The organism is Synechococcus sp. BL107 (assembly GCF_000153805.1).
Lineage (GTDB): Bacteria > Cyanobacteriota > Cyanobacteriia > PCC-6307 > Cyanobiaceae > Parasynechococcus.
The window spans coordinates 1,277,045-1,300,518 of sequence record NZ_DS022298.1 but is presented as its reverse complement, the minus strand read 5'-3'; the positions used below and the strand labels follow the sequence as shown (position 1 = coordinate 1,300,518).

General features: G+C 55.1%; 22 protein-coding genes. 10 read left to right on the top strand and 12 right to left on the bottom strand.

Going from position 1 to position 23,474, the window contains the following annotated elements; genetic code table 11:
• Nucleotides 1-66: 66 nt before the first annotated feature.
• The 4 genes from BL107_RS06785 to BL107_RS06770 all read right to left on the bottom strand — a co-directional run bounded on the left by BL107_RS06785 (nucleotide 67) and on the right by BL107_RS06770 (nucleotide 4,224).
• The gene (locus BL107_RS06785) at nucleotides 67-960 is read right to left on the bottom strand and encodes a RodZ family helix-turn-helix domain-containing protein (protein WP_156779415.1); all 894 of its coding nucleotides are present in this window, start codon (nucleotides 958-960) and stop codon (nucleotides 67-69) included.
• Nucleotides 957-1,700: a pseudouridine synthase gene (locus BL107_RS06780; protein WP_037988230.1), complete on the bottom strand. Its 744-nt coding sequence runs from the start codon at nucleotides 1,698-1,700 to the stop codon at nucleotides 957-959. The genes BL107_RS06785 and BL107_RS06780 overlap by 4 nt, the downstream gene beginning before the upstream one ends.
• A 412-nt stretch (nucleotides 1,701-2,112) precedes the next feature.
• Nucleotides 2,113-2,532 carry a hypothetical protein gene (locus tag BL107_RS06775; protein WP_009789549.1) on the bottom strand — a complete coding sequence of 140 codons (420 nt, stop codon included), beginning with the start codon at nucleotides 2,530-2,532 and terminating at the stop codon, nucleotides 2,113-2,115.
• 42 nt (nucleotides 2,533-2,574) lie between these two features.
• Entirely contained in the window at nucleotides 2,575-4,224 is a 1,650-nt protein-coding gene (locus BL107_RS06770) for an AarF/ABC1/UbiB kinase family protein (RefSeq protein ID WP_037988844.1), read from the bottom strand.
• Between the two features lie 49 nt (nucleotides 4,225-4,273).
• Between BL107_RS06770 and BL107_RS06765 the strand changes: the two genes are divergently transcribed.
• Both BL107_RS06765 and BL107_RS06760 read left to right on the top strand, forming a co-directional pair.
• Nucleotides 4,274-5,674 carry an aminotransferase class I/II-fold pyridoxal phosphate-dependent enzyme gene (locus BL107_RS06765; protein WP_037988229.1) on the top strand — a complete coding sequence of 467 codons (1,401 nt, stop codon included), beginning with the start codon at nucleotides 4,274-4,276 and terminating at the stop codon, nucleotides 5,672-5,674.
• Nucleotides 5,675-5,718: 44 nt separating this feature from the next.
• Nucleotides 5,719-6,624: a phosphatidate cytidylyltransferase gene (locus tag BL107_RS06760; RefSeq protein ID WP_037988227.1), complete on the top strand. Its 906-nt coding sequence runs from the start codon at nucleotides 5,719-5,721 to the stop codon at nucleotides 6,622-6,624.
• Between the two features lie 44 nt (nucleotides 6,625-6,668).
• Here the strand turns inward: BL107_RS06760 and BL107_RS06755 are convergent, their stop codons facing one another.
• The 5 genes from BL107_RS06755 to BL107_RS06735 all read right to left on the bottom strand — a co-directional run bounded on the left by BL107_RS06755 (nucleotide 6,669) and on the right by BL107_RS06735 (nucleotide 12,415).
• Nucleotides 6,669-7,277: a DUF2993 domain-containing protein gene (locus BL107_RS06755; protein ID WP_369791567.1), complete on the bottom strand. Its 609-nt coding sequence runs from the start codon at nucleotides 7,275-7,277 to the stop codon at nucleotides 6,669-6,671.
• Between the two features lie 7 nt (nucleotides 7,278-7,284).
• A complete protein-coding gene (locus tag BL107_RS06750) occupies nucleotides 7,285-8,151 on the bottom strand; it encodes an alpha/beta fold hydrolase (RefSeq protein ID WP_009789543.1) in 867 nt (288 codons plus the stop codon).
• Nucleotides 8,148-9,248 carry an iron-containing alcohol dehydrogenase family protein gene (locus tag BL107_RS06745; protein ID WP_037988223.1) on the bottom strand — a complete coding sequence of 367 codons (1,101 nt, stop codon included), beginning with the start codon at nucleotides 9,246-9,248 and terminating at the stop codon, nucleotides 8,148-8,150. The genes BL107_RS06750 and BL107_RS06745 overlap by 4 nt, the downstream gene beginning before the upstream one ends.
• A complete protein-coding gene (locus BL107_RS06740) occupies nucleotides 9,248-11,779 on the bottom strand; it encodes an ATP-dependent Clp protease ATP-binding subunit (RefSeq protein ID WP_009789541.1) in 2,532 nt (843 codons plus the stop codon). The genes BL107_RS06745 and BL107_RS06740 overlap by 1 nt, the downstream gene beginning before the upstream one ends.
• Before the next feature lie 189 nt (nucleotides 11,780-11,968).
• Nucleotides 11,969-12,415 (bottom strand): GNAT family N-acetyltransferase, encoded by a 447-nt coding sequence (locus tag BL107_RS06735; protein ID WP_009789540.1) that lies wholly within the window; start codon nucleotides 12,413-12,415, stop codon nucleotides 11,969-11,971.
• 57 nt (nucleotides 12,416-12,472) lie between these two features.
• On the opposite strand from BL107_RS06735, the gene lysA reads away from it, so the two are divergent.
• The 7 genes from lysA to BL107_RS06700 are packed head-to-tail and all read left to right on the top strand — an operon-like array spanning nucleotide 12,473 to nucleotide 19,025.
• On the top strand, nucleotides 12,473-13,852 hold the full coding sequence (gene lysA / locus BL107_RS06730; protein WP_009789539.1) for a diaminopimelate decarboxylase: 1,380 nt from the start codon (nucleotides 12,473-12,475) through the stop codon (nucleotides 13,850-13,852).
• Between the two features lie 23 nt (nucleotides 13,853-13,875).
• Nucleotides 13,876-14,706 (top strand): diadenylate cyclase CdaA, encoded by an 831-nt coding sequence (gene cdaA, locus BL107_RS06725; protein WP_009789538.1) that lies wholly within the window; start codon nucleotides 13,876-13,878, stop codon nucleotides 14,704-14,706.
• A complete protein-coding gene (locus tag BL107_RS06720) occupies nucleotides 14,703-15,485 on the top strand; it encodes an isoprenyl transferase (protein ID WP_009789537.1) in 783 nt (260 codons plus the stop codon). Before cdaA ends, BL107_RS06720 begins: the two co-directional genes overlap by 4 nt.
• Nucleotides 15,482-16,483: a biotin synthase BioB gene (bioB, locus tag BL107_RS06715; RefSeq protein WP_009789536.1), complete on the top strand. Its 1,002-nt coding sequence runs from the start codon at nucleotides 15,482-15,484 to the stop codon at nucleotides 16,481-16,483. Before BL107_RS06720 ends, bioB begins: the two co-directional genes overlap by 4 nt.
• Nucleotides 16,484-16,538: 55 nt before the next feature.
• The gene (locus BL107_RS06710) at nucleotides 16,539-17,456 is read left to right on the top strand and encodes a rhodanese-related sulfurtransferase (protein ID WP_037988221.1); all 918 of its coding nucleotides are present in this window, start codon (nucleotides 16,539-16,541) and stop codon (nucleotides 17,454-17,456) included.
• A 40-nt stretch (nucleotides 17,457-17,496) separates the two neighbouring features.
• On the top strand, nucleotides 17,497-18,468 hold the full coding sequence (locus tag BL107_RS06705; protein WP_009789533.1) for a DUF952 domain-containing protein: 972 nt from the start codon (nucleotides 17,497-17,499) through the stop codon (nucleotides 18,466-18,468).
• 59 nt (nucleotides 18,469-18,527) lie between these two features.
• Entirely contained in the window at nucleotides 18,528-19,025 is a 498-nt protein-coding gene (locus BL107_RS06700; protein ID WP_037988842.1) for a hypothetical protein, read from the top strand.
• Here BL107_RS06700 and lipA read toward each other — a convergent pair.
• Complete coding sequence (lipA, locus tag BL107_RS06695; RefSeq protein WP_009789531.1) at nucleotides 19,010-19,909, bottom strand: lipoyl synthase; 900 nt, start codon at nucleotides 19,907-19,909, stop codon at nucleotides 19,010-19,012. The genes BL107_RS06700 and lipA overlap by 16 nt on opposite strands.
• Nucleotides 19,910-19,982: 73 nt before the next feature.
• Entirely contained in the window at nucleotides 19,983-20,561 is a 579-nt protein-coding gene (gene recR / locus BL107_RS06690; RefSeq protein WP_009789530.1) for a recombination mediator RecR, read from the bottom strand.
• Between the two features lie 55 nt (nucleotides 20,562-20,616).
• Between recR and psbP the strand changes: the two genes are divergently transcribed.
• Nucleotides 20,617-21,195 (top strand): photosystem II reaction center PsbP, encoded by a 579-nt coding sequence (psbP, locus tag BL107_RS06685; protein ID WP_009789529.1) that lies wholly within the window; start codon nucleotides 20,617-20,619, stop codon nucleotides 21,193-21,195.
• Nucleotides 21,196-21,313: 118 nt separating this feature from the next.
• Here the strand turns inward: psbP and BL107_RS06680 are convergent, their stop codons facing one another.
• On the bottom strand, nucleotides 21,314-23,413 hold the full coding sequence (locus BL107_RS06680; protein WP_009789528.1) for a cation:proton antiporter: 2,100 nt from the start codon (nucleotides 23,411-23,413) through the stop codon (nucleotides 21,314-21,316).
• Nucleotides 23,414-23,474: the final 61 nt, after the last annotated feature.

Here is a 23,474-nt window from a genome sequence, read left to right as displayed (position 1 = left end):
CAACCTTAACCAAAGGTTGCTTTTTTATGGGATATTTATAATAGATAGTGAGGATAATTTTAATGCTCAAAGGGAAGATTTTTCCACTCGGTAAACCCCTACGCGCTTGGGAACTTGCTTTAAAGGAACACCGTTCCACATCACCTGTTGAATCTTTTCTGGGGGAGGGGTCATGGTGAGGTCAATGGGTGCTCTCAGCTGCAAGGTGAGCTGACCTTCCCCGGCAGCAAGCTGCACACGATCACCACCCTCGCTGTCGATCTTGAGTTGACTCGGTTCGTTGAACAGCAGTTGCAACACCCCATCGTTTGGATTGACGGACGTGGCAACACCGTTCAGCCAGTCTTGAGGCAAACGCTGGCGGGCCTGTTCGAGGGGGCGCAAACCCTCCAGGCTGGATGAAATCTCAGACTCCGACGTGACAGGCGCCGAAGCGATGACCTGAAGATTGGCTCGCACAGGCTCCAAGGCGAGACTGTTTTGACGGGCAAGAGTTTGCTGCTGACGATTAATCGCCACAAGGCTAAAAAGCATGACGAAGCCATACACAACGCTCCCTTGCCAGGTCGTGAAGACGTCAATACTTCCAAGGGTGAATCGACTAAAACCACGAACGGGTTTCCGCCTCGACTGGGATATGGGAACAGGAAGAACCGGTTCCAAGCAGCCAGATGGGAGTTCAAGCCGCCTTTCAATTTGAGGAAGCATGGAGGCCAAATAGGCCCTTTCAGGCAGACGATCAATCCAGCCACGCTCTAGGGCTTCGAGAACTGGCGTTGTAATCCTGATCTGAGTCGCTAGATCTCTCAGCGTTAAACCCAAGTGTTCTCGACGTTCGCGAATCATGGAGCCAAGAAGCTGAGCCTGCTGCTCGCGACTCACCGAATCACGATCAGACCGCTTCAAAGCAAGTCCAGAACGCATCCACCAACGCTTGGGGAATCTCAATCGCAGATTCATGATTGGTCCATGGACCGAGTTGCGTTCCCATCAACGATGTAGGCCCACTCTCTCGCGTCAAGACGACGCCAACAGCCCTCCGCAAGATCATCGAGATGAATGCCATCGATGGCAACACGCTGCAAATCGATTACAGGATGACCAAGCAACTCAGCGACCCGTCGAATTTGGCGATTCCGCCCCTCCCTTAGCTCAACTTCCAATAAAGATGATGTGCCTCGTGACCGAAGACAACGCACAAGCGCGGGGCGGGTCAAACGTCCGTCTAACTGCAAACCCTCACGCCAACGACGGAGGACAAGGGCATTGGGAATCCCTTTGACCAAAACGCGATAGGTCTTGGCATGGCTGTAGCGGGGATGGGTCAGCCGCAGCGTGAGTTCACCTTGATCAGTGAGCAGCAGAGCCCCACGACTATCAGCATCCAGTCGACCAACAGGGTGCAGACCTGGCCGTTCTTGATGGGGCAAACAATCCAACACCGTGGACCTGCCCTGAGGATCACGACAACTACAAATCACTCCCACTGGCTTGTTGAGCAAGAACACGCGTGGTTCTCGAACTGAAATCAGCGGAATACCATCCACCGCAATCAGCTGACAATCAGGATCGGCCTGATCTCCAAGGCTCGCAACACGCCCATCAACAGTCACACGACCAGCTTGAAGCCAATCTTCTCCACGTCGACGCGAACAAAGCCCCGCAGCAGCCATCAATTTTTGAAGCCTTTGCTGGGTCACGCCATGAAATCAAGCAGACATTGAGATTCAAATCATCATTGAATGTACAAGACAAGCAACAATCTCTGAGCAAGGGAGTCACTCATATAAAGATCACCGAACTCCCAACAAATCCAGAACAAACTAGGGAAAGCAGTCACTGGAACATTTCGACAGAAATGACTTACAAATCAAATAAAAAAGCAAACGAAGGATTCAAACCTCTGCGAGCGAAAAGCAACAAAGAATCATCGCATCAACATCAACGGGCAAACCCTAGATAAAATTTCAAACAAGCGACAAAGAGAAGAAAGAAATTAATGCAAAAGAATGCCTGATAAAAACTTATGAATTAACAAATTGGTGCGTAATAAAAATTATTCAACATGAATATTTGAATCGGGTCTATTAACCACAAGATTTAGGAGGAAAATTAGAAGAATTCGTCGAAATTATCAAAATCGACTGCTTTGAAATTGCCGCTTTCCACTTGTTGCATCAGTCGCTCCAATTGAGCGAACAATGCTCCTCCAGTTAGCAGAGACAGCAATAAAGCAACTAGGAGAGCAGTCCCTGAAGCGAACCCAAAGATTTGCAAGCAGCAACCGATGAACAGCGTTACACCAATCAAGGTTCCTGAAAAACTCAAAAAGATCTCAGCCGTAGCTAGTGGCAACAGGGGCAAGCGATCTTCCTTCCATCCGTCAAGCTTGTTCTGGACAAGGCGACCAAACGTCAATCCGCAGAGAACACCCATCAAAAGGCCAATGCCAGCCATCAAATAGGGGGGCTGGGGAAGAACCGCCATCATCAAGTACTGCTCAATCTGCTCGGCGGTGATCTCCTCAAGCATTGATGCAATTCTCGTAATGGGACGTCGACCTTAGTGGATTGATCAAGCTGCAACGAGCGGATTGAGCCGCTGCAAAAAGTCACCCGCGATTCGACCCGGTCCGAACGTTCTGCCAATCAAACGGGCTAGGGCTCGCACATCTTCGGTATGGAGGCGATCATCACGGATCAAGGTCAGCAAAAGGCGCTTGCGCAGATCAGCACCATCACGGCTAAACAAAAGACGAAGTCCTGCTCCTGCAACGGGTAAGAGTTCCGCGCCAGGGGAGGGCGCGCCTTGCCCAACAACCTCCAAAAGACTTTCCAAGCGCTCGAGACGGAGGCGACCCGACTCATCAAAAATCACGTCCAACAACTTCTCTCGCATCTCGCTGGTATCTCCAGCGAGCAAACGTCTTGCCACATAGGGGTAGGCAACGGAAATAATTTTGAAGTCGGGGTCAAGACGGAGTGCGAGACCTTCCTGACTCACCACCGCGCGAATGATCAAGGCAAATCGCGCTGGAACACGAAATGGATAATCAAACATCAACTCTGAAAAGCGATCTGTGATGGCTTTGAAGTTGAATGAACCCACAGACTCACCAAGACTTCCACCGAGCACTTCTTCAAGGGCGGGGATAATCGGAGAAAGATCTGCGGTTGGGCTTAAAAAACCCAGATCTTGAAAGTCTTCGGCGAGTCCTTCAAAATCACGATTAATCAGATGAACAACCGCACCAGTGAGCGTGAGCCGGTCCCGATCGCTGATCGAGTCCATCATTCCGAAGTCCACGTAGCCAACATGGCCCATGTCACCGCTGCGACCCTGCAAGGCGAAAAGGTTGCCGGGGTGGGGATCAGCGTGGAAGTAGCCGAATTCGAGAAGTTGCTGTAGTCCGCAAATCACACCCGTGCGGATCAAGGCAGCCGGGTCTAAACGCTGATCAATCAACTCCTGACTGTTTCTCATTTTCGAACCCTCAATCCACGTGGTTGTTAAAACACGGGTTGAGCTGAGCATGCGCTCAACACGGGGTACATAAACGGCTGGATTATCAACAAAAAGGGTTGCGAAGCGTTCTGCGTTATCTGCCTCTTGCTCATAGTCAATCTCTTCGAACAAGCTACGGCCGAACTCATCAATGATGCTTCCCAAACCAAAACCAAGATTGAGGGGAAGGAATGGCGCTGTGAGAACACCAAGCGCGCGGATCAAGACAAGATCACGGCGAAGGATAAAGGTGAGATTGGGCCGCTGAACCTTGACCGCCACCCAGGATTGACCTTCAAGTCGTGCTTTATAAACCTGGCCAAGACTGGCGGCGGCAATCGGGGCCGAAGGAAATTCCTCGAAGAGTTGATCCGCTGGGGCTCCCAGCTCCTGTTCGATTCGCGATAAGGCGATCGAGTGAGGGAAAGCGGGAAGGTCGTCCTGCAACCGCGTGAGCTCCTCGAGCCAATCGCGCCTGACGAGATCTGGACGGGTAGAAAGGGCCTGCCCGAGCTTGATAAAACAGGGCCCGAGACCCGTCAGGGTATTGAGAATGCGACGAGCCAACCCGCGTTGAACATCAGCGTCGGAGCTCGAACCCCGCAACAGCAAAACAATGACCAAACCACTGAGAGTCCACAGCACTTGAATTAATCGCGGTATCGCAATCCATGGCCGAAGAAGCAACCACCAAAAATCTCGCCCAGAGTCGTATTGCATCAAGGCGCCCATTCACTGGAGCAGACTCTAAGGACAATTGCTCTCAGCAATGGCGCTTTTGCCACTGTTAAAAAAACGGCTTGGCAGGAGCTTGTTTTTGCCCGCCCACGGCAGAGGACAAGCATTGCCGGAGGAGTTCAAACGTCTTTTGAGGCAAAGGGCTGGCGTCTGGGATCTCCCCGAATTAGCTGAGATTGGTGGACCACTCGAACCTGAGGGGGCTGTAGGCGAAAGTCAACGGAACTCGGCGGCCGCCATGGGGGCTGACCACTGCTGGTATGGCGTTAACGGAGCCACAGGATTGCTGCAGGCAGCCCTCCTGGCAATTGCTCAGCCCGGTGATGCCGTTCTCATGCCACGAAATGTGCACAGAAGCCTGATTCAGGCCTGTGTACTCGGCGATATCGAACCACTTCTATACAACGTTCCCTACCAAACGAATCAGGGACATTCAGCACCGCCAAATCTCGCCTGGATTAAAAAAGTCTTAGCGGAGCTACCTAATCATCAACGCAAGATCAAAGCGGCAGTTTTGGTTCACCCTACTTATCAAGGCTACGCCAATGATCCATCAGACATCATTAATACACTCCATCAACAAGGACTTTCTGTCCTTGTTGATGAGGCCCATGGATCACATTTAGCCGCAGCAATCGATCCTGATCTTCCACTTTCATCATTGCATTGTGGAGCGGATCTCGTTGTCCACTCTCTTCATAAATCTGCGGCAGGACTCGCTCAAACAGCGGTGTTATGGCTAAAGGGAACGAGGGTTGACCGAGAACGTATCGAGCGTTGCCTTGGCTGGTTACAAACAACAAGTCCAAGTTCTTTACTTCTCGCATCATGCGAGTCTGCTGTTAAACAACTATCTAATCCTCGAGGCAAAAGAAATTTAGCGAATCGAATCAATGAAGCCCGCCTGATTAAATCTCGTCTCATTCAATCAGGAGTCCCCCTTATAGAAACGCAAGATCCATTACGGATCGTTCTACACACTGGCTCAGCAGGAATCAGCGGCATCGATGCAGATACATGGTTTATGAAAAATGGGCTGATTGCCGAATTACCTGAGCCAGGAACACTGACATTTTGTCTTGGATTGTCCAAACATCGAAATTTACATTCAAAAATAAGTAGGGCCTGGAAAAAGTTACTTCAAGCCAACCAAAATCAATCAGCTCAACAAGACTTTGAGCCTCCTCCTTTACCACTTCTAACGAGCCCCGAAGTGAAACTAAGCAAGGCCTGGAATGCGCCAAGCAAAGTTGTGACATTTGAGCAATCAGAAGGAGAGGTTGCCAGTGAACTTGTCTGTCCTTACCCCCCCGGGATACCACTTCTCATTCCGGGAGAAAGAGTTGATCATGCTCGAGCACTTTGGCTCGCAGAGCAAAGCCGGCTCTGGAGTGATGTTTTACCAAATGGAATCAAGGTGATGAAGAACTGAGCAACGGAGATCGGTTGATAGGCTGACGGTCATCACGGGTTTGGGTGATCATCGAGGTCTATCCATCAGTTGATCAACCACGATCGACAGAGTCCTCACGCAAACGACTGTTAAGCGGATTAGCCGTTGGTGGTTTTGGCCTCGTAGTTGTCTGCCTTGGTGGATGGTGGTTCACCGCAGCCGTTGGGATTCTCGTCCATCTCGGCCTGTTGGAATTTTTCCGCATGGCCCAATTCAAGGGGATGCGCCCTGCCACAAAAACAACGCTGGTGGCCTGCCAACTGCTGTTATTCAGCACCCAATGGGCGGCTGTTTCTGGAGGATTGCCAGGAGAACTCTCGTCAGCCGTCTTGCCGTTATCAGGAGCAGCGATTTGTGCATGGTTGCTTCTGCAGCCAGTAACGGGCTCCATCGCCGATGTTGCAGCATCCATCTTTGGTTTGTTTTACCTGGGCTTTCTACCGAGTCACTGGCTGTCGCTTCGGAATCTCACACTGGTGGAACTCGCGCCTGGAACCTCAGAACTCTGCACTAGTGGGCTGGCGATCACCCTGTCGGCTTGTCTGATGATTGTGTGCAGCGATATTGGCTCTTGGGCCTTTGGCCGACGCTGGGGGAAACGTCCTCTGTCTCCAATCTCGCCTGGGAAAACAGTGGAAGGTGCCCTAGGTGGATGTCTGTGTGCCATGGCCATGGGCGAAATTTGCGCCCTTGTGATGGGTTGGCCTTATCTCGGTTTACCTGGACTGATTCTTGGCGCCCTCATCGCCCTCATCGCCATGGTGGGCGACCTCACCGAATCGATGATGAAGCGGGACGCTGGTGTTAAGGATTCCGGTGACGTTTTGCCTGGCCATGGCGGGATCCTTGATCGAATTGATAGCTATTTGTTCACCCCTGCCGTGGTGTATTACGTCGTAGCACTCATTCAGCCCCTACTGGTTCGGTGAGGCCGGCTGACTTCCACACAATGAAACGATCACGCGTGAAACGATCACGGCGTGACGTCAGCACAACCGTTGAGATGGAGCTGTCCCCCCTGGAGGGACGCCATGGTGATCTTGATCCCAGGGTCCATGGGGAGCAACATTGATGAGGCATCGGCAGCATCTTGCGATCGAAACCGCAACGTGTTGTCTGAGGCATCGATCCTGAAGCAACGACGCACTGGTTCTCGATGAGCCGCCACTGCCGATTGGAGCTCCATCACATCGTTCTCGATGGTTAAACCACCCAGGGTGGTGAGGCCCATGAGCTGTTCAGCTAGCGAATCGCCTAGCCAGCGCCACGGCTCCGCCAGCAAGGCATCATTCAGTGCGGTGCCACTGATCGACACCTCGCCCTCCACTTGAAAAGGATGCTGAAGAGCCAGCATTTGCCCAGGGCTCAGAACATTTAGATCAACAGTGATCGGACCACTACGAAGTTGAACATGCTGGAGCGGTAAGCCCTTAAACCCCACATCACGGGCGATCAAACTCACCCCTTGAAGACGACCACTCATCAACGTGAATGCCGATCCATGGAGGGTGAGCTCCAAACTGCCGAGCTGATCACAACGTGTCCGGATCCAAAGCTTGAGGGCTCCAGCGAGGAGCGTCATCAAAGGGTCAGCCATGGTCAAAAAAGGTAAGGCAGCGCTCGGCAACGCGTTGGGGGTGATCGAGGTGCGGCAAATGACCACAGGCTTCAAACGTTTCCACCGGCTCAGCCAAAATCTCAAGGGCAGCCCGTTTTTGCGGTTCCCGCAAGATTCTGTCCTGCGCACCCCAGATCACATGGAGAGGTTGGGACGGTAAAGGGATCCCACTGCCAGCGAATCCTCCGCTGCGAGCAAAGGCTGCCAACGCTTCGGCCCAGCCGGGGCACTGAAGATGCAGTGAAGCAATTTGTTCTTCCGCGGCTCCCACCGAGGCGTCGGGATCAGCAAAGGCCTGTCGACATAGACCACGCCGCACTCCTGGCCGGCTCAAAAACCAAGCGCCAAAACGATCGAGTAAGGGCGGCACCGGCATGCGTCGACCCGACAATCCAGCGGGGGCAAGCAGCAGGAGTGATCGCACCCGCTGGGGCACACGACGGGCCAATTCCACGGCCACCGAGCCTCCCATTGATGCACCAATCACCGATACAGGTCTCGCTGACGGCAACTTGTTTAGAAGAGCCTCCAAATGCAGCATCACCGGCTCAGTGCCGTAGTTGGCGGTGAGGGGTCGAGGCGAAAAACCAAATCCAAATAGATCCGGAATGATCAGTTGAAAACGACCGGACAACAACGGTGCCAAGCGCCGATATTCCAAAAAGCTGCTGTCGAAACCGTGCAGGAGAAGCAGGGGCTCACCCTCTCCCAAAACCGCTACAGGGAAGGGATCTTCAACGCCTAAGGACGGAAGCGACCACCATTCGACGGTATCCGTAAGGGCACCGGCTTGAGGATCCAATAAGCCTGAGCGAAGCTCTTCTAAAAGACGTTTCAAGATCGCACTGGGCTGCGTTCAGACAGTCCGACCAAAGCGTCTTGCAGCGCGTCAGGAGTCACCTTAAAAGGCAGATGGTGAAGATCGGAACCGTCTTGACAGGCAAATTCACACACGGTTTGGAGCTCGCTAGCGGTGACGTTCGCGAGACCCAAATCATCAAGGCATACGGGAAGACCAAGACTCTTTAGAACGGGCTTGAGCTGACGGTGGGCCTGAGCAGCAAGGCGGTTGTCGCCAAGATGCTCCTCTAAACGCAGTTGCACAAGAATTCCAAATCCCACTTTTTCTCCATGCAGGACGTGATGGCATGCGGGGAGTTGGGTCAGGCCGTTATGCACGGCATGGGCTGCGACGGTGCGGCAGCGAGCACCGCCGAGTCCTCCCATGACCCCTGCCGTTAAGCCACAGGCTTCAGTGGTGCGTTCCCAAGCAGCACTAGCGGAATCTTCGATCGCAAGGGGACTATCGATCAACAATTGATCGCGCAACACCCGTGCCATTTGCACGGCTTGCTGGACCAAACCATCGCTGCTATCTGCACTACTGACCGATGCTTCGTACCACTTAGCGAGTGCATCTGCGATTCCACTGACCAACGTTCGCTGGGGTGCTTGGCGTATGAAAGCGTGGTCAAACACCAATAACTCAGGACAACGATCCAACGCAACATCCCTCTGGAATGCACCATCGGGGGTGTAGAGATTGGCCAATGCTGTCCAGCCTGCACAGGTGGCAGCGCTCAATGGAACCGTGATGCAAGGAAGCTTTAAGCGGTGAGCAAGCAGCTTTCCTGCATCAAGAACTTTTCCACCACCGGCAGCCAAAATTGCATCACAGGTTTGGGCTTCACCGGCAAGACGATGAAGATCGACTTCACAACAATCAAATCGAAGATTTGCGGCTGTGACCGTAAGACCAACGGCCTCTAGATCGCTGCTGAGTTGGTCTCGCAGGATTTTTGTGGCCATTGAACGACCCAACAAAAGAGGTCGCTGACACAGCTGAGGTAAACGAGGAAGAGCTTCATCCCAAGCTCCTTGCCCCCTCAACAATGTTGCAGGGGCAATGGCCTGGGAAGAAATGGGCGACAACATCAGACGGCAGCACCTGCCAACTCGGGTTGCGCTTCAACACGGCCCATGTGGCGGACGACAACTTTTTTGTTCTCGTCGACGTCAACCTCTGCGTGATCACCATCTTTGATGCGACCCGTCAGAACTTCCTCAGCAAGGGAATCTTCGAGCAAACGCATCACGGCTCGGCGAAGCGGACGAGCGCCGTAGGCAGGGTTGTAGCCCTCTTCAACCAAACGCTCTTTAAAGGCATCCGACACGGTGAGGGTGATGCCTTTCTCTCCCATGCGGCCAAACACTTCTTTGAGCATAATCTCGGCGATCTCTTTGACTTCCTCTCGGTTGAGTTGGCGGAAGACAATGATCTCGTCGAGGCGGTTCAAGAACTCAGGGCGGAAATACTGCTTGAGTTCTTCATTCACAAGGGAACGAATCCTTGTGTATTGAGAATCTTCAGCACTTTCACCAGAGAATTCGAAACCAAGGCCACCGCCTCCTTTTTCAATCACCTTCGAACCAATGTTCGAAGTCATGATGACCAATGTGTTTTTGAAGTCGACTGTGCGACCTTTTGAATCGGTCAGGCGACCATCTTCAAGAAGCTGGAGCAAGAGATTGAACACATCGGGATGCGCTTTCTCGATTTCATCGAACAGCACAACTGTGTAAGGACGACGGCGAACGGCCTCGGTGAGTTGCCCACCTTCGTTGAAGCCCACGTATCCCGGGGGGGAACCAATCAACTTGCTGACCGTATGGCGCTCCATGAATTCCGACATGTCCAAGCGAATCATTGCTTCTTCGCTGCCAAAGAAGTAAGTCGCTAGGGCCTTGGTGAGTTCGGTTTTACCAACACCCGTTGGACCCGAGAAAATGAAGCTCGCAATGGGACGATTTGGATTTTTCAACCCAACGCGTGCACGTCGAATGGCCTTCGAAACGGCCTTGACGGCTTCATCTTGTCCAATCAAACGTTGGTGGAGAGTTTCCTCCATATTGAGCAACTTCACAGACTCACTTTCCGTGAGTTTCTGAACAGGAACGCCGGTCCACGAGGCCACAATGTGGGCAATATCTTCTTCGCTCACCATGGGAGTGGTGTCGACAACAGCTGGAGTCGTTACGGCAGATTCGTCGGATGACGCTTCCTCCGACGACGAACGGCTGGTTTGCATCAGCGCACGAATTTTTTCGCGCAACTCCACTTCTTTTTCTCTCAATTCACCAGCTTTGGCAAAATCTTGATCGCGAACAGCATCCTCTTTATCCTTTTGGACGGTCCGCAATTCCTTATCCACTTCCTTCGCTTCAGGAGGAAGTTTTGAATTCATTAAGCGAACCCGGGACCCAGCTTCATCAATCAAATCGATCGCTTTGTCTGGTAGGAAACGATCCGAGATGTAACGATCGCCAAGTGTTGCGGCAGCAACTAACGCCTCATCAGTGATCTTGAGGCGGTGGTGTTGCTCATAGCGTTCACGCAACCCCCTCAAAATTTCGATGGTGTCATCGATGGAGGGCTCTCCAACATTGACTGGCTGAAAACGACGTTCTAAAGCTGCATCTCGCTCGATGTGTTTTCTGTATTCGTCGAGGGTTGTGGCACCAATGCATTGCAACTCGCCTCGAGCAAGTGCTGGCTTAAGGATGTTGGCGGCGTCGATGGCACCCTCAGCGGCACCCGCACCAATCAAGGTATGGACTTCATCGATGACCAGGATCACATTTCCGGCGGATTTGATCTCCTCCATGATCTTTTTGAGGCGCTCCTCAAATTCACCTCTGTACTTCGTGCCGGCAACCAACAGGCCGATATCCAGAGTCAGCACCCGCTTGTCTTCCAGAATGTCTGGGATATCCCCCTGCTGAATGCGCTGGGCCAAGCCCTCTGCGATTGCGGTTTTACCCACCCCAGGTTCACCGATTAGGACCGGATTATTTTTGGTGCGGCGACCAAGAATTTGAATCACACGATCGATTTCGTTGTGACGACCGACCACAGGGTCCAACTTCGACTCAGTAGCCAGTTGGGTGAGGTTGTTTCCAAATTCGTCCAGGGTTGGGGTTTTGGTGGACCCCTTCGCACCACTGCCACCACCACCAGCGGTGACTTCAGCGGTTTCACCGAGCATGCGAATCACCTGAGTCCGAACCTTCGCAAGGTCGACACCCAGATTTTCCAGTACGCGAGCAGCCACACCTTCGCCTTCGCGAATCAGGCCAAGAAGGAGATGCTCGGTGCCGATGTAGTTATGACCGAGTTGACGAGCTTCTTCTAAAGAAAGCTCCAAGACACGTTTGGCACGGGGTGTGAAGGGAATCTCAACCGCTACAAAACCCGATCCACGCCCAATAATTTTCTCAACTTCAATCCGAGCATCTTTGAGGTTGACGCCCATGGACTTCAAAACTTTGGCGGCGACACCCGTGCCTTCGCCGATCAAGCCGAGCAGAATTTGCTCGGTGCCAACAAAATTGTGACCAAGCCTTCGAGCCTCCTCTTGGGCCAGCATGATCACCTTGATGGCCTTTTCGGTAAACCGTTCGAACATCGCTAGGCCGATGTGAAGATGACACCAAGCTATCAGGACTTGGTGTCACCTGTGAAGAATCATTCCAAACATCAACCTGCTTGTCCACGACTGGGTTTTTACAGCACAAAAGTATCAACCAAGTCGAAAAAATGGGCGGTTTCTTTGACTGTCGAAGACGGGAAACCGAACAACAAAAATAATCGATATTTAGCTATTTGAAGCGTTGATCCGACACCACTGAATCAGGGCATCGCTTCCATCGCTGTAGTACTTGAGACGTGTGCCAGCAGATTGAAATCCACCATTTGCATAAAGCGCTATGGCAGCAAGGTTGTTAGTCCCTACTTCAAGAGTCGCGTGAATAGCGCCCTGTTGCCGTGCCTGTTGCAACAGAGCCGACAACAAACGTTTGCCATGGCCTCGACGCCTCACGGACGGATCAACGGCAATCAACGTGATATGCAACTCATCAGCGACAAGCCAGCCACAGGCCACACCCAACAAGGTCTTGGCTTCGGTCCAGCCAAGGCATAGGCGTCTTGGATCCTCCAATTCGCGGCGCCATTGCTCCTTGGTCCAAAGCCCCTGAAGAGCAGAACGATCGAGGGCCAAGCAATCGGCCAACCACGATGGGTCAAGTGTGATAACGGCCATACCAGAACCAACGGGTTCGGGATCAATTCCTACATTGCCTTCCTCTGCCCAACATCCGTGACCCAGACCATCACCAATGCAAGGCCCTATGAGGCGAATCTGGATCCGGAGAGTCCCAACCGAAATCTCACCCCCTTAACAACATCGTTGGATGCCGACGATCGGCTGATCGTGGGCGACTGTCTCCTCAGTGATCTCGCCCAGCGCTATGGCACTCCTCTTTATGTGCTGGATGAGCAGACCCTGCGCAGCACCTGTCGTGCCTACCGCGATGCGTTGAAGCGTCATTACCCCGGGCCTTCGTTACCGATTTATGCCTCAAAAGCGAACAGCTCACTCGTGATGAGCAGCTTGGTGGCGTCCGAAGGCCTCGGACTCGATGCCGTATCCGCCGGAGAGTTGCTCACCGCGCTCCGCGGCGGCATGCCGGGCGATCGGATGGTGTTGCACGGCAACAACAAATCGGATGAAGAGCTGCTGCTTGCGTACAACAACAACGTGACCGTGGTGGTGGACAACCAGCACGACCTCGACCGCCTCTCAGCCCTCATTCCCAAAGACGGCAATCCCGTTCGGTTGATGTTGCGCTTCACCCCCGGCATCGAATGCCACACGCACGAATACATCCGTACGGGGCACCTCGACAGCAAATTTGGCTTTGATCCCGACCAGGTGGAACCCGTCCTGCGCGGTTTGATTGGTCAGTCCTGGGCCCGGTTGACGGGCTTGCATGCCCACATCGGCTCACAAATTTTTGAACTCGAGCCCCACCGCGACCTTGCTGCAGTGATGGCCGATGCCCTCAAACTGGCCCGAGACCTCGGACATCCCGTCGAAGATCTCAATGTGGGGGGCGGACTCGGCATCCGCTACGTGAAATCCGACGATCCACCAAGCATCGACCGCTGGGTGCAAGTCGTCGCCGAAGCGGTGATTGCCGCGTGCCAAGCACGGAGCCTCGACTTACCCCGGCTGATGTGTGAACCAGGCCGATCCTTAGTCGCCACGGCGGGGGTGACGTTGTACACCGTTGGCTCAAGAAAAACGATTCCCGGCATTCGCACCTACGTGGCTATTGATGGCGGCATGAGTGACAACCCACGGCCGATTACCTATCAATCGCTCTACACCTGCTGCGTTGCTGATCGCCCGTTGGCCGAAGCAGATGAAACCGTCAATCTCGTCGGTAAACACTGTGAGTCGGGCGATGTCTTACTGAAAGATCTCCCTCTTCCCAGCACCAAAAGCGGAGATGTCATCGCGGTGTTCGCAACCGGCGCCTACAACGCTTCGATGAGCTCGAACTACAACCGCATTCCAAGACCAGCGGCCGTGCTTGTTCACGACGGCGCTGCAGAACTGGTGCAGAAACGAGAGCAGCCGGATGATCTGCTGCGCTACGACGTGCTGCCGCAACGGTTCCACGAGGTACGTTAAAGGGAGAGGGGAGTCTGGAGAGGTTGGACGTTTTCGCGGAGGAAAATCTGCGCATTGTCCTCGACGTTCTGTTCGCCTCTGCCATTGGATTTCTAATGCTGTCCAGGGTTCGTGAAGCACGAACCCTTTGGTTGCTTAGGGGATACCTTTTTCTTGTTGCGACAGCCTGGTTTGTTCAGCGCTTCGCCAACCTTCCACTCACCACCCAATTGGTGGACGCGTTGGTCTTGGCATGTTCCTTGTCCCTGGCCATCCTTTGGCAAGGGGAGTTGCGCCGCTTGATGGAACTTCTTGGGACGGGGCGGCTCGCTGTCCTGCTGGGAAATCCACAAAAGGAATTTAAAGCTGCAGAAGGCACGATTGCTCAGCTCACCGAAGCCGCAGGGCGGCTCTCCCAGCAGCGACGGGGAGCCCTCATCGTGGTGGATTTGGGCAGCGACCTGCGACCGGAAGATTTTCTCAATCCAGGTGTCGCCATTGGCGCCCAACTCAGTCGTGAGTTGTTGCTGAACGTTTTTGCCGCGGACACTCCACTCCATGACGGAGCCGTTCTGGTGCGTGGTAATCGCATTGAATCAGCGGGAGTGATCCTTCCTCTATCGCGTCACAGCGTGAGTCGTTACGGGACAAGGCACCTCGCAGCTCTTGGGATCACAGAACGCTTCGATCGCTGTATTTGCATCGTGGTGTCTGAGGAAACTGGAACTCTGTCCTTGGCCAATCAGGGAAAGCTCGAACGTCCAATCACCAGCAGCCGCTTGGAGACATTGCTGAGGGAACTGTTCAGCAACACAGAGTCCCGGCAGCCAGCGAGGCGTACCGTGGGTACCTCATCATCCGATTCGCTGACTTGAGCCGAACCCCGGCCACGAGCACCTATCTCACAGCTTCATCGCTCTGCCCGCCGGAGCTCGATCCGGCTCGGTTACCAGCCCATGTTGCTGTGATCATGGACGGCAACGGACGTTGGGCAAAGGCCAAAGGATTGCCAAGGGTGGTTGGCCATCGCGCCGGGGTTGAGGCCCTGAAGTCAACTCTGCGGCAGTGCAGCGATTGGGGCATCGGAGCGCTCACCGCCTATGCCTTTTCAACAGAAAATTGGTCCCGTCCCGGTGATGAGGTGAATTTTCTGATGACCCTGTTTGAGAGGGTGCTTCAGAGCGAATTGCGGTCGTTGGAAGACGAACAAGTGAGGATTCGCTTCCTTGGTGATCTGGATGGACTGCCAGAGAAATTGCAAGTGCTGATCGACGACGCTACGGAGCGAACTGCGAAAAATACTGGTATCCATTTCAACGTTTGCACCAATTACGGAGGCCGTCGCGAATTGGTACGAGCAGCCCAACGCCTTGCCAAACAAGCAGCATCTGGAACGATCGATCCAGAAGCAATCGACGAAAATAGCTTTGCTCGGGAGCTTTTCACCGCCGGAGATCAAGACCCAGATCTTCTGATCCGCACCAGCGGTGAATACAGAATCAGCAACTTTTTGCTCTGGCAGTTGGCCTACGCCGAGATCCACGTCACTGATGTGTTTTGGCCTGATTTCAACGCAGATGTCCTGAAACAAGCTCTACTGGACTACCAAGGGCGCAACCGCCGTTTCGGTGGGCTTGATCCGATCACACCATGACCATTCCGATCCGTCACGACTGGACCACCGAAGAGATCCAAACGCTGCTGGAATTGCCGCTGATGGATTTGTTATGGCAAGCCCAAACCGTGCATCGGGACGCCAACCCTGGCTACCGCGTTCAACTCGCCTCCCTCTTGAGCGTGAAGACAGGAGGATGCGAAGAGGATTGCTCCTACTGCTCGCAATCGATCCATAACAGCAGCGACGTTTCAGCCTTTGAAGCCCAAATGCGGGTAGAGCCTGTACTGGAGCGGGCCCGCGCCGCAAAGCAGGCTGGGGCCGATCGGTTCTGCATGGGATGGGCTTGGCGCGAAATTCGCGATGGCGCTCAGTTTGAAGCGATGTTGGAAATGGTGCGGGGTGTAAGAGGCATGGGCATGGAAGCCTGCGTCACCGCAGGAATGCTCACCGACGATCAGGCCGGACGGCTCGCCGAAGCCGGCCTCACCGCCTACAACCACAACCTCGACACAAGCCCAGAGCACTACGACAAAATCATTTCGACACGGACGTATGAAGACCGCTTGGAGACGCTTCAACGGGTGCGTAAGGCAGGCGTGACGCTCTGCAGCGGTGGAATCATCGGTATGGGTGAAACCCTCCGAGATCGAGCCTCAATGCTGCAGGTGTTGGCGAGCATGAACCCCCATCCAGAGAGTGTTCCGGTGAACGGGCTGGTGGCCGTGGAAGGAACGCCCCTCGAAGCCCAACAACCCTTTGAACCACTTGAATTGGTTCGCATGGTGGCAACCGCGCGAATCTTGATGCCGCACGCCCGGGTTCGCTTGAGTGCGGGACGCGAGCAGTTGAGTCGGGAAGCGCAAATTCTCTGCTTGCAAGCGGGGGCTGATTCAATTTTTTACGGCGACCTCTTGCTCACCACTGGAAACCCCGATGTGGAGGCTGATCGTCGGTTGCTGGCCGATGCCGGAGTGCAAGCCAACTGGCAAAACAACCCCAATTCTTTGGTGAGCCAAGCTCCCGCATCAACCTGAGCAAAGTACCCAGACAACGTGCTTTAAGTTGCCAAAGACCCTGTTGAACAGCAGCATGAATCGGCTGCAGGTTGCTGCCTTTTATGCCTTCACGCCGCTGAATGGACAGCAGCGCGAATCGCTCCTTATCAACCTGCCGACGCTGGCAAGTAAGAACAGTGTTGTGGGTTCGATCCTGGTGGCCCATGAAGGGGTGAACGGCACGATCAGCGGCCCTGCCTTGGGGGTTGAAGCGTTATTGGAGAACCTCCGTGAATCCATCGCCCTCGGTGGCGAGCATTTTGAGCGGCTGGAAGTGAAACGCAGCTGGGCTGACCAAGCCGTGTTTCGTCGTTTTAAGGCCAGAGCGAAAAAAGAAATTGTCACGATGGGGGTCACGAGCGTGAACCCAAAGCAAAGCGTTGGCACCTACGTGGATCCCAAAGACTGGAACGCTCTCGTTGATGATCCCGACACCCTGGTGATCGACACCCGCAACAGCTACGAAACAGCCATCGGCAGCTTTGAGGGATCACTAGACCCGGGCACCGATAGCTTTCGAGACTTCCCCGAATGGGCAGAGGCCAGCTTGCGCCCCCTCCTAAACAACCAACCACCGAAACGAATCGCCATGTTTTGCACCGGGGGCATCCGCTGCGAAAAAGCAAGCAGCTACCTACAAAGCCATGGATTTGGTGAGGTGCACCACCTCCGCGGCGGCATCCTCAAATATCTCGAGGAGGTCCCAGAACAACAAACCCGTTGGCAAGGGGAGTGTTTTGTCTTCGACCAACGCGTTGCCCTCAACCATCAGCTGGAACCAGGAGTGCACAGCCTGTGCCATGCCTGTGGTGTTCCCCTTTCCCCAAGCGACCGAGCCGATCCGAGCTACATCAAAGGCGTGCAGTGCATCCATTGCGTAGAACGCTTCAGCGATGCGGACCGTGCCCGCTTTTCGATGCGACAACAGCAGTTCGATCAAAAGTCGCTTTGAGCGATAGCCCTACTTGGTTCCCTTAACGACCCATCCATCCGTGCTGCCAATCCTTTACAGCTTCCGCCGGTGTCCCTTCGCCATGCGGGCCCGATGGGCCTTGCTCGAGGCGGGCCTGATCGTGCATTGGCGAGAAATCGAACTGAAGCACAAACCAGTTGAGATGTTGGAGAGCTCAGCCAAGGGCACGGTGCCGGTGTTGGTGCTGCCCAATGGCACGGTGATCGACGAAAGTGAAGCCGTCATGCGCTGGGCCCTGGCGCAAGCCGACCCCCGCGGGGTACTCCGCGCCGCTGATGCATCGGCCTTGATCGCGCAGAACGACGGGGTGTTCAAACGCCATCTGGATCGGTTCAAATACATCGACCGCTACCCCGGTGAAAGCCGAGAAGAACATCGTGATGCTGGGCTGCGCATCCTCGCGGACTGGAGCCAACGCCTTGAGCAGAACCCTTGGCTGCTCGGACCGGTTATCTCCCTGGCGGATGCTGCCCTATGGCCATTTGTGCGCCAGTGGCGCTTTGCCGACCCCGACGCATTTGAAGCCAATGGGCAGCTGGCGCCCCTGCGCGAATGGCTGCAACGGTTTCTGGACGATCCCAGCTTCGAACGCTTGATGCAACGCGCCGACCCCTGGTGTTCAAGGGGGTTACAGCCTTTATTTCCGGCCGATGCCATCGCCGTACCCGTGGATCAACCCCTTTTCCACCTCGCTCTCAAGGGCGACTGGGAGCAAGCTCAAGACTCCGGTACGTATCAATGGTCGACCCGAGGTATGCGCTTGACCGAGGTGGGATTCATCCACTGCTCATGGCAAGAGCAGGTGCCGAAAACCTTTGAACGCTTCTACGCCGATGCAGGGGAGATTGTGCTGTTGGAGATCGATCCAATACGGCTAAACAGCCCACTTCGGGCCGATGCCATCCCCACCGGGGAACTGTTTCCCCATCTCTACGGCCCCCTCCCCATCGAAGCGGTGCGTTCGATCACTCCCTACAGCAGTGATTCCTAACCAGTTCCTCAATCGAACGAACTACAGCGGTGATGATGGATCGATCAGTCCCGAGCCTGATGCTTGAGCACCTAGAAGCCCGGGCCCGCGACCGGGGCTTGCTGCTGCGATTGCAGGTCGGTCGTCCGCTGGGCCAGTGGAGTTTGCGTGTCGTCGTTGCGCGTCCGATCGACGCGTCGCGGATCCAGCTATTGGGTGAGATGAAGGGCTGGGCTTACAACGCCGAAAAAGGCCTGCAACTCGACACGATGCGGGTGATTCCCTCCCGATCGGTGGGAGTTGGGGATTTGATTTGGGCAGCGACGATGGCCTGGGCCATGGAGAAGACTCCCTGCCGCCAAGCCCGACTCCTCGCGATCCGGGATGACGAGCGCCAGCACCGACGCCTCAGGCGGTATTTCGAACAACGGGGCTTCAACACCGTGCGGGAGGTGGAAGCAGCGCTATGGGATTTGCCGCTCCGGATGATCTGGGGAGGAGCCGGAGCGTTGATGACGGGGAGCGTGGAGACCGTGCTGCAACGCAGCATTCGTGGCTGGGATCAATCCGCAGCGTGATAGCTGCTGCGCACCAAAGGGCCGCTGCGCACCTGGGCAAACCCCAGCGATTGGGCCACTGCCCCCAGCTCATCGAATTCCTCGGGAGTCCAATAGCGCTGCACGGGTAAGTGAGCCAAGGAAGGCCGCAAATATTGGCCAAGGGTGAGGCGCTGACAATCCACAGCACGAAGATCGTGCATCGCAGCGATCACTTCCTCTCGCGTTTCACCCAAACCCAACATCAACCCAGATTTGGTTGGGGTGGAGGGGGCGAGCTCACGGGATGCGGCGAGCAGAGCCAACGAGCGTTGATAGGTGGCTCCACGTCGCACCTCGCCTTGCAACCGCTCCACCGTTTCGAGGTTGTGGTTGAAGCAAACCGGCTCAGCCGCAAGCACCGTGCTGAGACGTTCCCGTTGGGCTGCCACGGCACGATCGGCATCCGCAACACCGCCCCAAAAATCAGGAGTGAGCACTTCGATCGCAATCAACGGGTTACGGGCCCGAATCGCAGCCATCGTGCTGGTGAAGAGGCTGGCGCCGTGATCGAAAAGGTCATCACGGGCAACGGCCGTGAGCACCACATAGCGAAGAGCCATGGACTCCACGGCATCAGCCACTCGTTCCGCCTCCGCAGGATCAACAGCCATCGGCGCACGGCCCTTGTCCACCTGACAGAAGGCGCAGCTGCGGGTGCAGATCGAGCCGCCCAACAAGAACGTTGCTGTTCCGGCCGCGTAGCACTCACCACGGTTCGGACAGCGCCCTTCCTCGCAAATCGTATGCAGGCGATTCTCCTTAACCAAGCCCTGGACGCGCTCCAATTGCGAGGCGTTGCCAATGGGTCGACGCAACCACTCCGGCAGCCGTTCAGCAGGCGCAATCGAGCTGTATTGACTCATCTCAAATCACCACATGCAATCAGTCTGGTGAGCCAAAAGGGAATTGGAAGCCGATCTGCGGGGGCACACACGATTAATCCATGGGGCGCCGCCCTTCCAAGGCCCGACTGAGGGTGACCTCATCGGCATATTCGAGTTCACTGCCCATCGGTAAGCCATAGGCGATCCGGCTGACAGGGCAAAAGGGCTTGATCAAACGTGCCAAATACAAGCTTGTGGTGTCCCCTTCAACACTGGGCGTCAGCGCCAGGATCACCTCGGTGATCCCATCCTTAGCAATGCGCTCGATCAAAGGCTTGATATGAAGCAGCTCTGGGCCGATGCCATCCATCGGCGAAATCAAACCACCGAGCACGTGATAGCGACCCTTGAACTCCCGTGTGCGTTCCAAGGCCAACAAATCGCGGGAATCAGCCACCACACAAATCAACCCGTTGTTGCGCTCTGGTTTGCTGCAGATCTCACAGAGGGGATCGGCCGAAAGATGAAAACAGCTCTGGCACTGGCCGACTTGAGAGCGGGCTGCCAATAAAGCATCGGCAAATTGTTGAACCTGATCTTCGGGCTGATTCAGTAGATGCAGGGCGAGGCGTTGCGCCGTGCGCGGTCCAATACCAGGCAGTCGCTGGAACTGATCGATCAGCCGCGCCAACGGTCGAGTGAAGCCGCTCAGGAATCTGGCGCTACTGGGGGCAACTCTAGGCAGAATGGTTGAACTTGTTCTGGTTCTGATGCGGCTGCTCCGATCGCTCACCCGCTTGATCGCCTGCCTCGCGCTGGCGTTCACGTTGGGGGCTTGCGCTGCAGGACCGACTGCAGGGCTGCAGTCGTACCAAAGCCCCGATGGCCGCTTCGCCTTCCTCTACCCAACGGGGTGGACCCAGGTTCAGGTAAGCAATGGACCGCGGGTGGTCTTTCACGACCTCATCCACAGCGATGAAACCGTGAGTCTGATGGTGAACACGGTGGACGAAAACAACGATCTCACCGAACTGGGCAGCGCTGTTGCCGTTGGCGAACGGTTGCGCCGCGAAGTGATCGCGACCGCCGGTAGCGGCCGAACCGCTGAATTGGTCGAGGCTGGGGAGCGCGAAGTGAACGGCCACACCTTCTACGACCTGGAATATGCGGTGCACTTAGAGGATCGCGACCGGCATGAACTCGCCACAGTGGTTGTGGATCGCGGAAGGCTCTACACCCTGGCCACCAGCACCAATGAAGAGCGCTGGCCAAAAGTGCAGGATCTTTGCAACCGTGTGACGCATTCACTCAACCTCTTGATTTGAGCCAGATCACCGAAAAAGATCACTAGTTCATCGTCAGGGCGCTCACTTGCTGCAATTAAATATCTTTCCTCAAGCGATATATGAGTCAAAATAAATAAGAAAAAACGATATTATCGCCTTAAGTGACTGGATCGCTTATCACCATTGATGCACAGGGCAACTGCTTAATGAGCTTGCTCGTGCGATCGCTGCCTGGAATCGGAAGGCCGGCCACGCGTCGGCGCTGCGTTCGCAAAATCACCAAATCATGCTCGCGACTGAGGCGATGTATGGCTCCATCGATGCCAGGCCCTCGAACTAATACCGTGTGAAAGCGCTCTGCCGGGATAGCAGCTGGTCGCCAACGAATCAGTTGTTCTTCCATCCAGGTTCGATCTTGATGATCAGACCGAGGATCATGGACGTGCAGCAAAGTGATCCGCGTTCGATGTAAATTTGGAGCGGAATGAATCACACGTAAGGCCAACTCAAACTGTTCACGAGCGCTGGCAGAAAGATCCTTAATCGGCACCAAAATCCGTCCCAAAGGTTGTTCGGGTTCTCGTCCCACATTCACCACAACAACCGGGCAATGGGCGGTGCGACAGACACCATCCACGATGTCTCCCATCAGCCAAGCCCGCAGTTGATCAGTACGACCAGCTCCGATCAATAACAAGTCGGCACCTTGCTCCAACGCCGACCGACTCATCCCGCCGGGGATGTCTTCATCCAGACGCAGCAATGTTCGGGTTGGCACGGCAAGCTCAGTGCCAATCGCCTCGGCTGTCGCAAGACGGCCCCGAGCCGCGGCCACCGCACGCGTGAGGCCACCCCGCAATTCTTCAAGGCTGGGATTCACCAGCGCCAACGGCAACAACAAGCCTTCCCCCCCCGCAGAACCCCGCACCAAGCGTGCCGCCATCCCCAATAACCCCTGTTCCGTGCCTGGGTTCGCCACCGGCACAACAATTCGCAGCGGCCGTTGCACAACCTCACTCACCCCATCCAGAACCGCTGCTTCCTCCCCAAAACTGGTGGGGACCATGCCAAGCGGAGCATCCATGAGCCGCTGCACCGAGCGTTCCGTCAGGATCGGCCCCAAGGTGGCCGTCACCACCATGACGGCCAACACGCTATTAAGCACCGTCTGGTTCAGCAGTCCAGCCTGATAGCCAATAAAAGCCGTCGCCAAGGTTGCCGCCACCTTCGGCATCGTGAGCGACCACATCATCAGGATCTGGGGCCGCCGATAACCAAACAACTTGCCACTGATCCACGACGCCAGACCCTTGCCGCCAATAGCGCCCACGAGCATCAAAGCGGTGAAGCGAAAATCCCTGAAGCTCTCACCAAGGCTGCCGAGGTCTAACAACAAGCCCAGATCGATGAAAAAGATCGGAATAAACAGCACACCGCCGAGGAAGATCACCTGTTCTTTCACACGCCCTTCTGGCAAGACGGAGTTCACCGCCAACCCCGCCAAAAACGCACCCACAATTTTTTCAACGCCGGCCAACTCAGCGCCAAGAGAGGCGAGAAAAAGAGCCACCATCACCGCGAGCACCATCCTGTTCTCGTCGTTAATTCCCCGCAAAATGAGGCGTCGGCCCAACCACCGAATCGCGACAACCACCAGCAGTGCAAAACCACCAATCCGCAACAACAACAAGCTGAGATCCATGCCGCTGAGGTTGCCCTGGCCTAAACCCAAGCCCACAGCCAGCAACAAAAGGGCCACGATGTCGGTGAAGATTGTGCTGCCCACACTCACCACCACCGCCTCATCTTTTTGGGCGCCGTAGCTGCGCACAATCGGGTAGCCCAACGGCGTATGGGTGGCCATCAGGGCGCCGAGCAGCAGGCACGACACCGAGGCAAAGCCTGCCAAAAGGCCAATCGTGACGCCGGTACCAATCCCAATCAGCAGAATCAACAAGCCATAAATGAACGATCGACGCTTCACCCGGTTGAACTCCTCCAGGTCGATCTCCAACCCCATCGTGAACAGCAAATAAACCGCGCCGAGATCGGACAACAACCGCACGGTTTCACTGCCGCTATCCACCCAGCCCAAGGCATGAGGACCCACCAAAATCCCTGCTGCCAGCAATCCCACCAAGTCAGGTAGGCCCACCCGCCGAATCAACGGTGGAATGGCTGCACTGATGGCAACCAGGAGGGCAAAAACTCCAAGTGGATGGTGGAAGACGTGCTCCACCGATGCCTGCATGGCCATCGATTTGTTGCCGATCAGACCGCCAGCATGCTCCCCCTATCCCTTGGACACAACGCCCTGT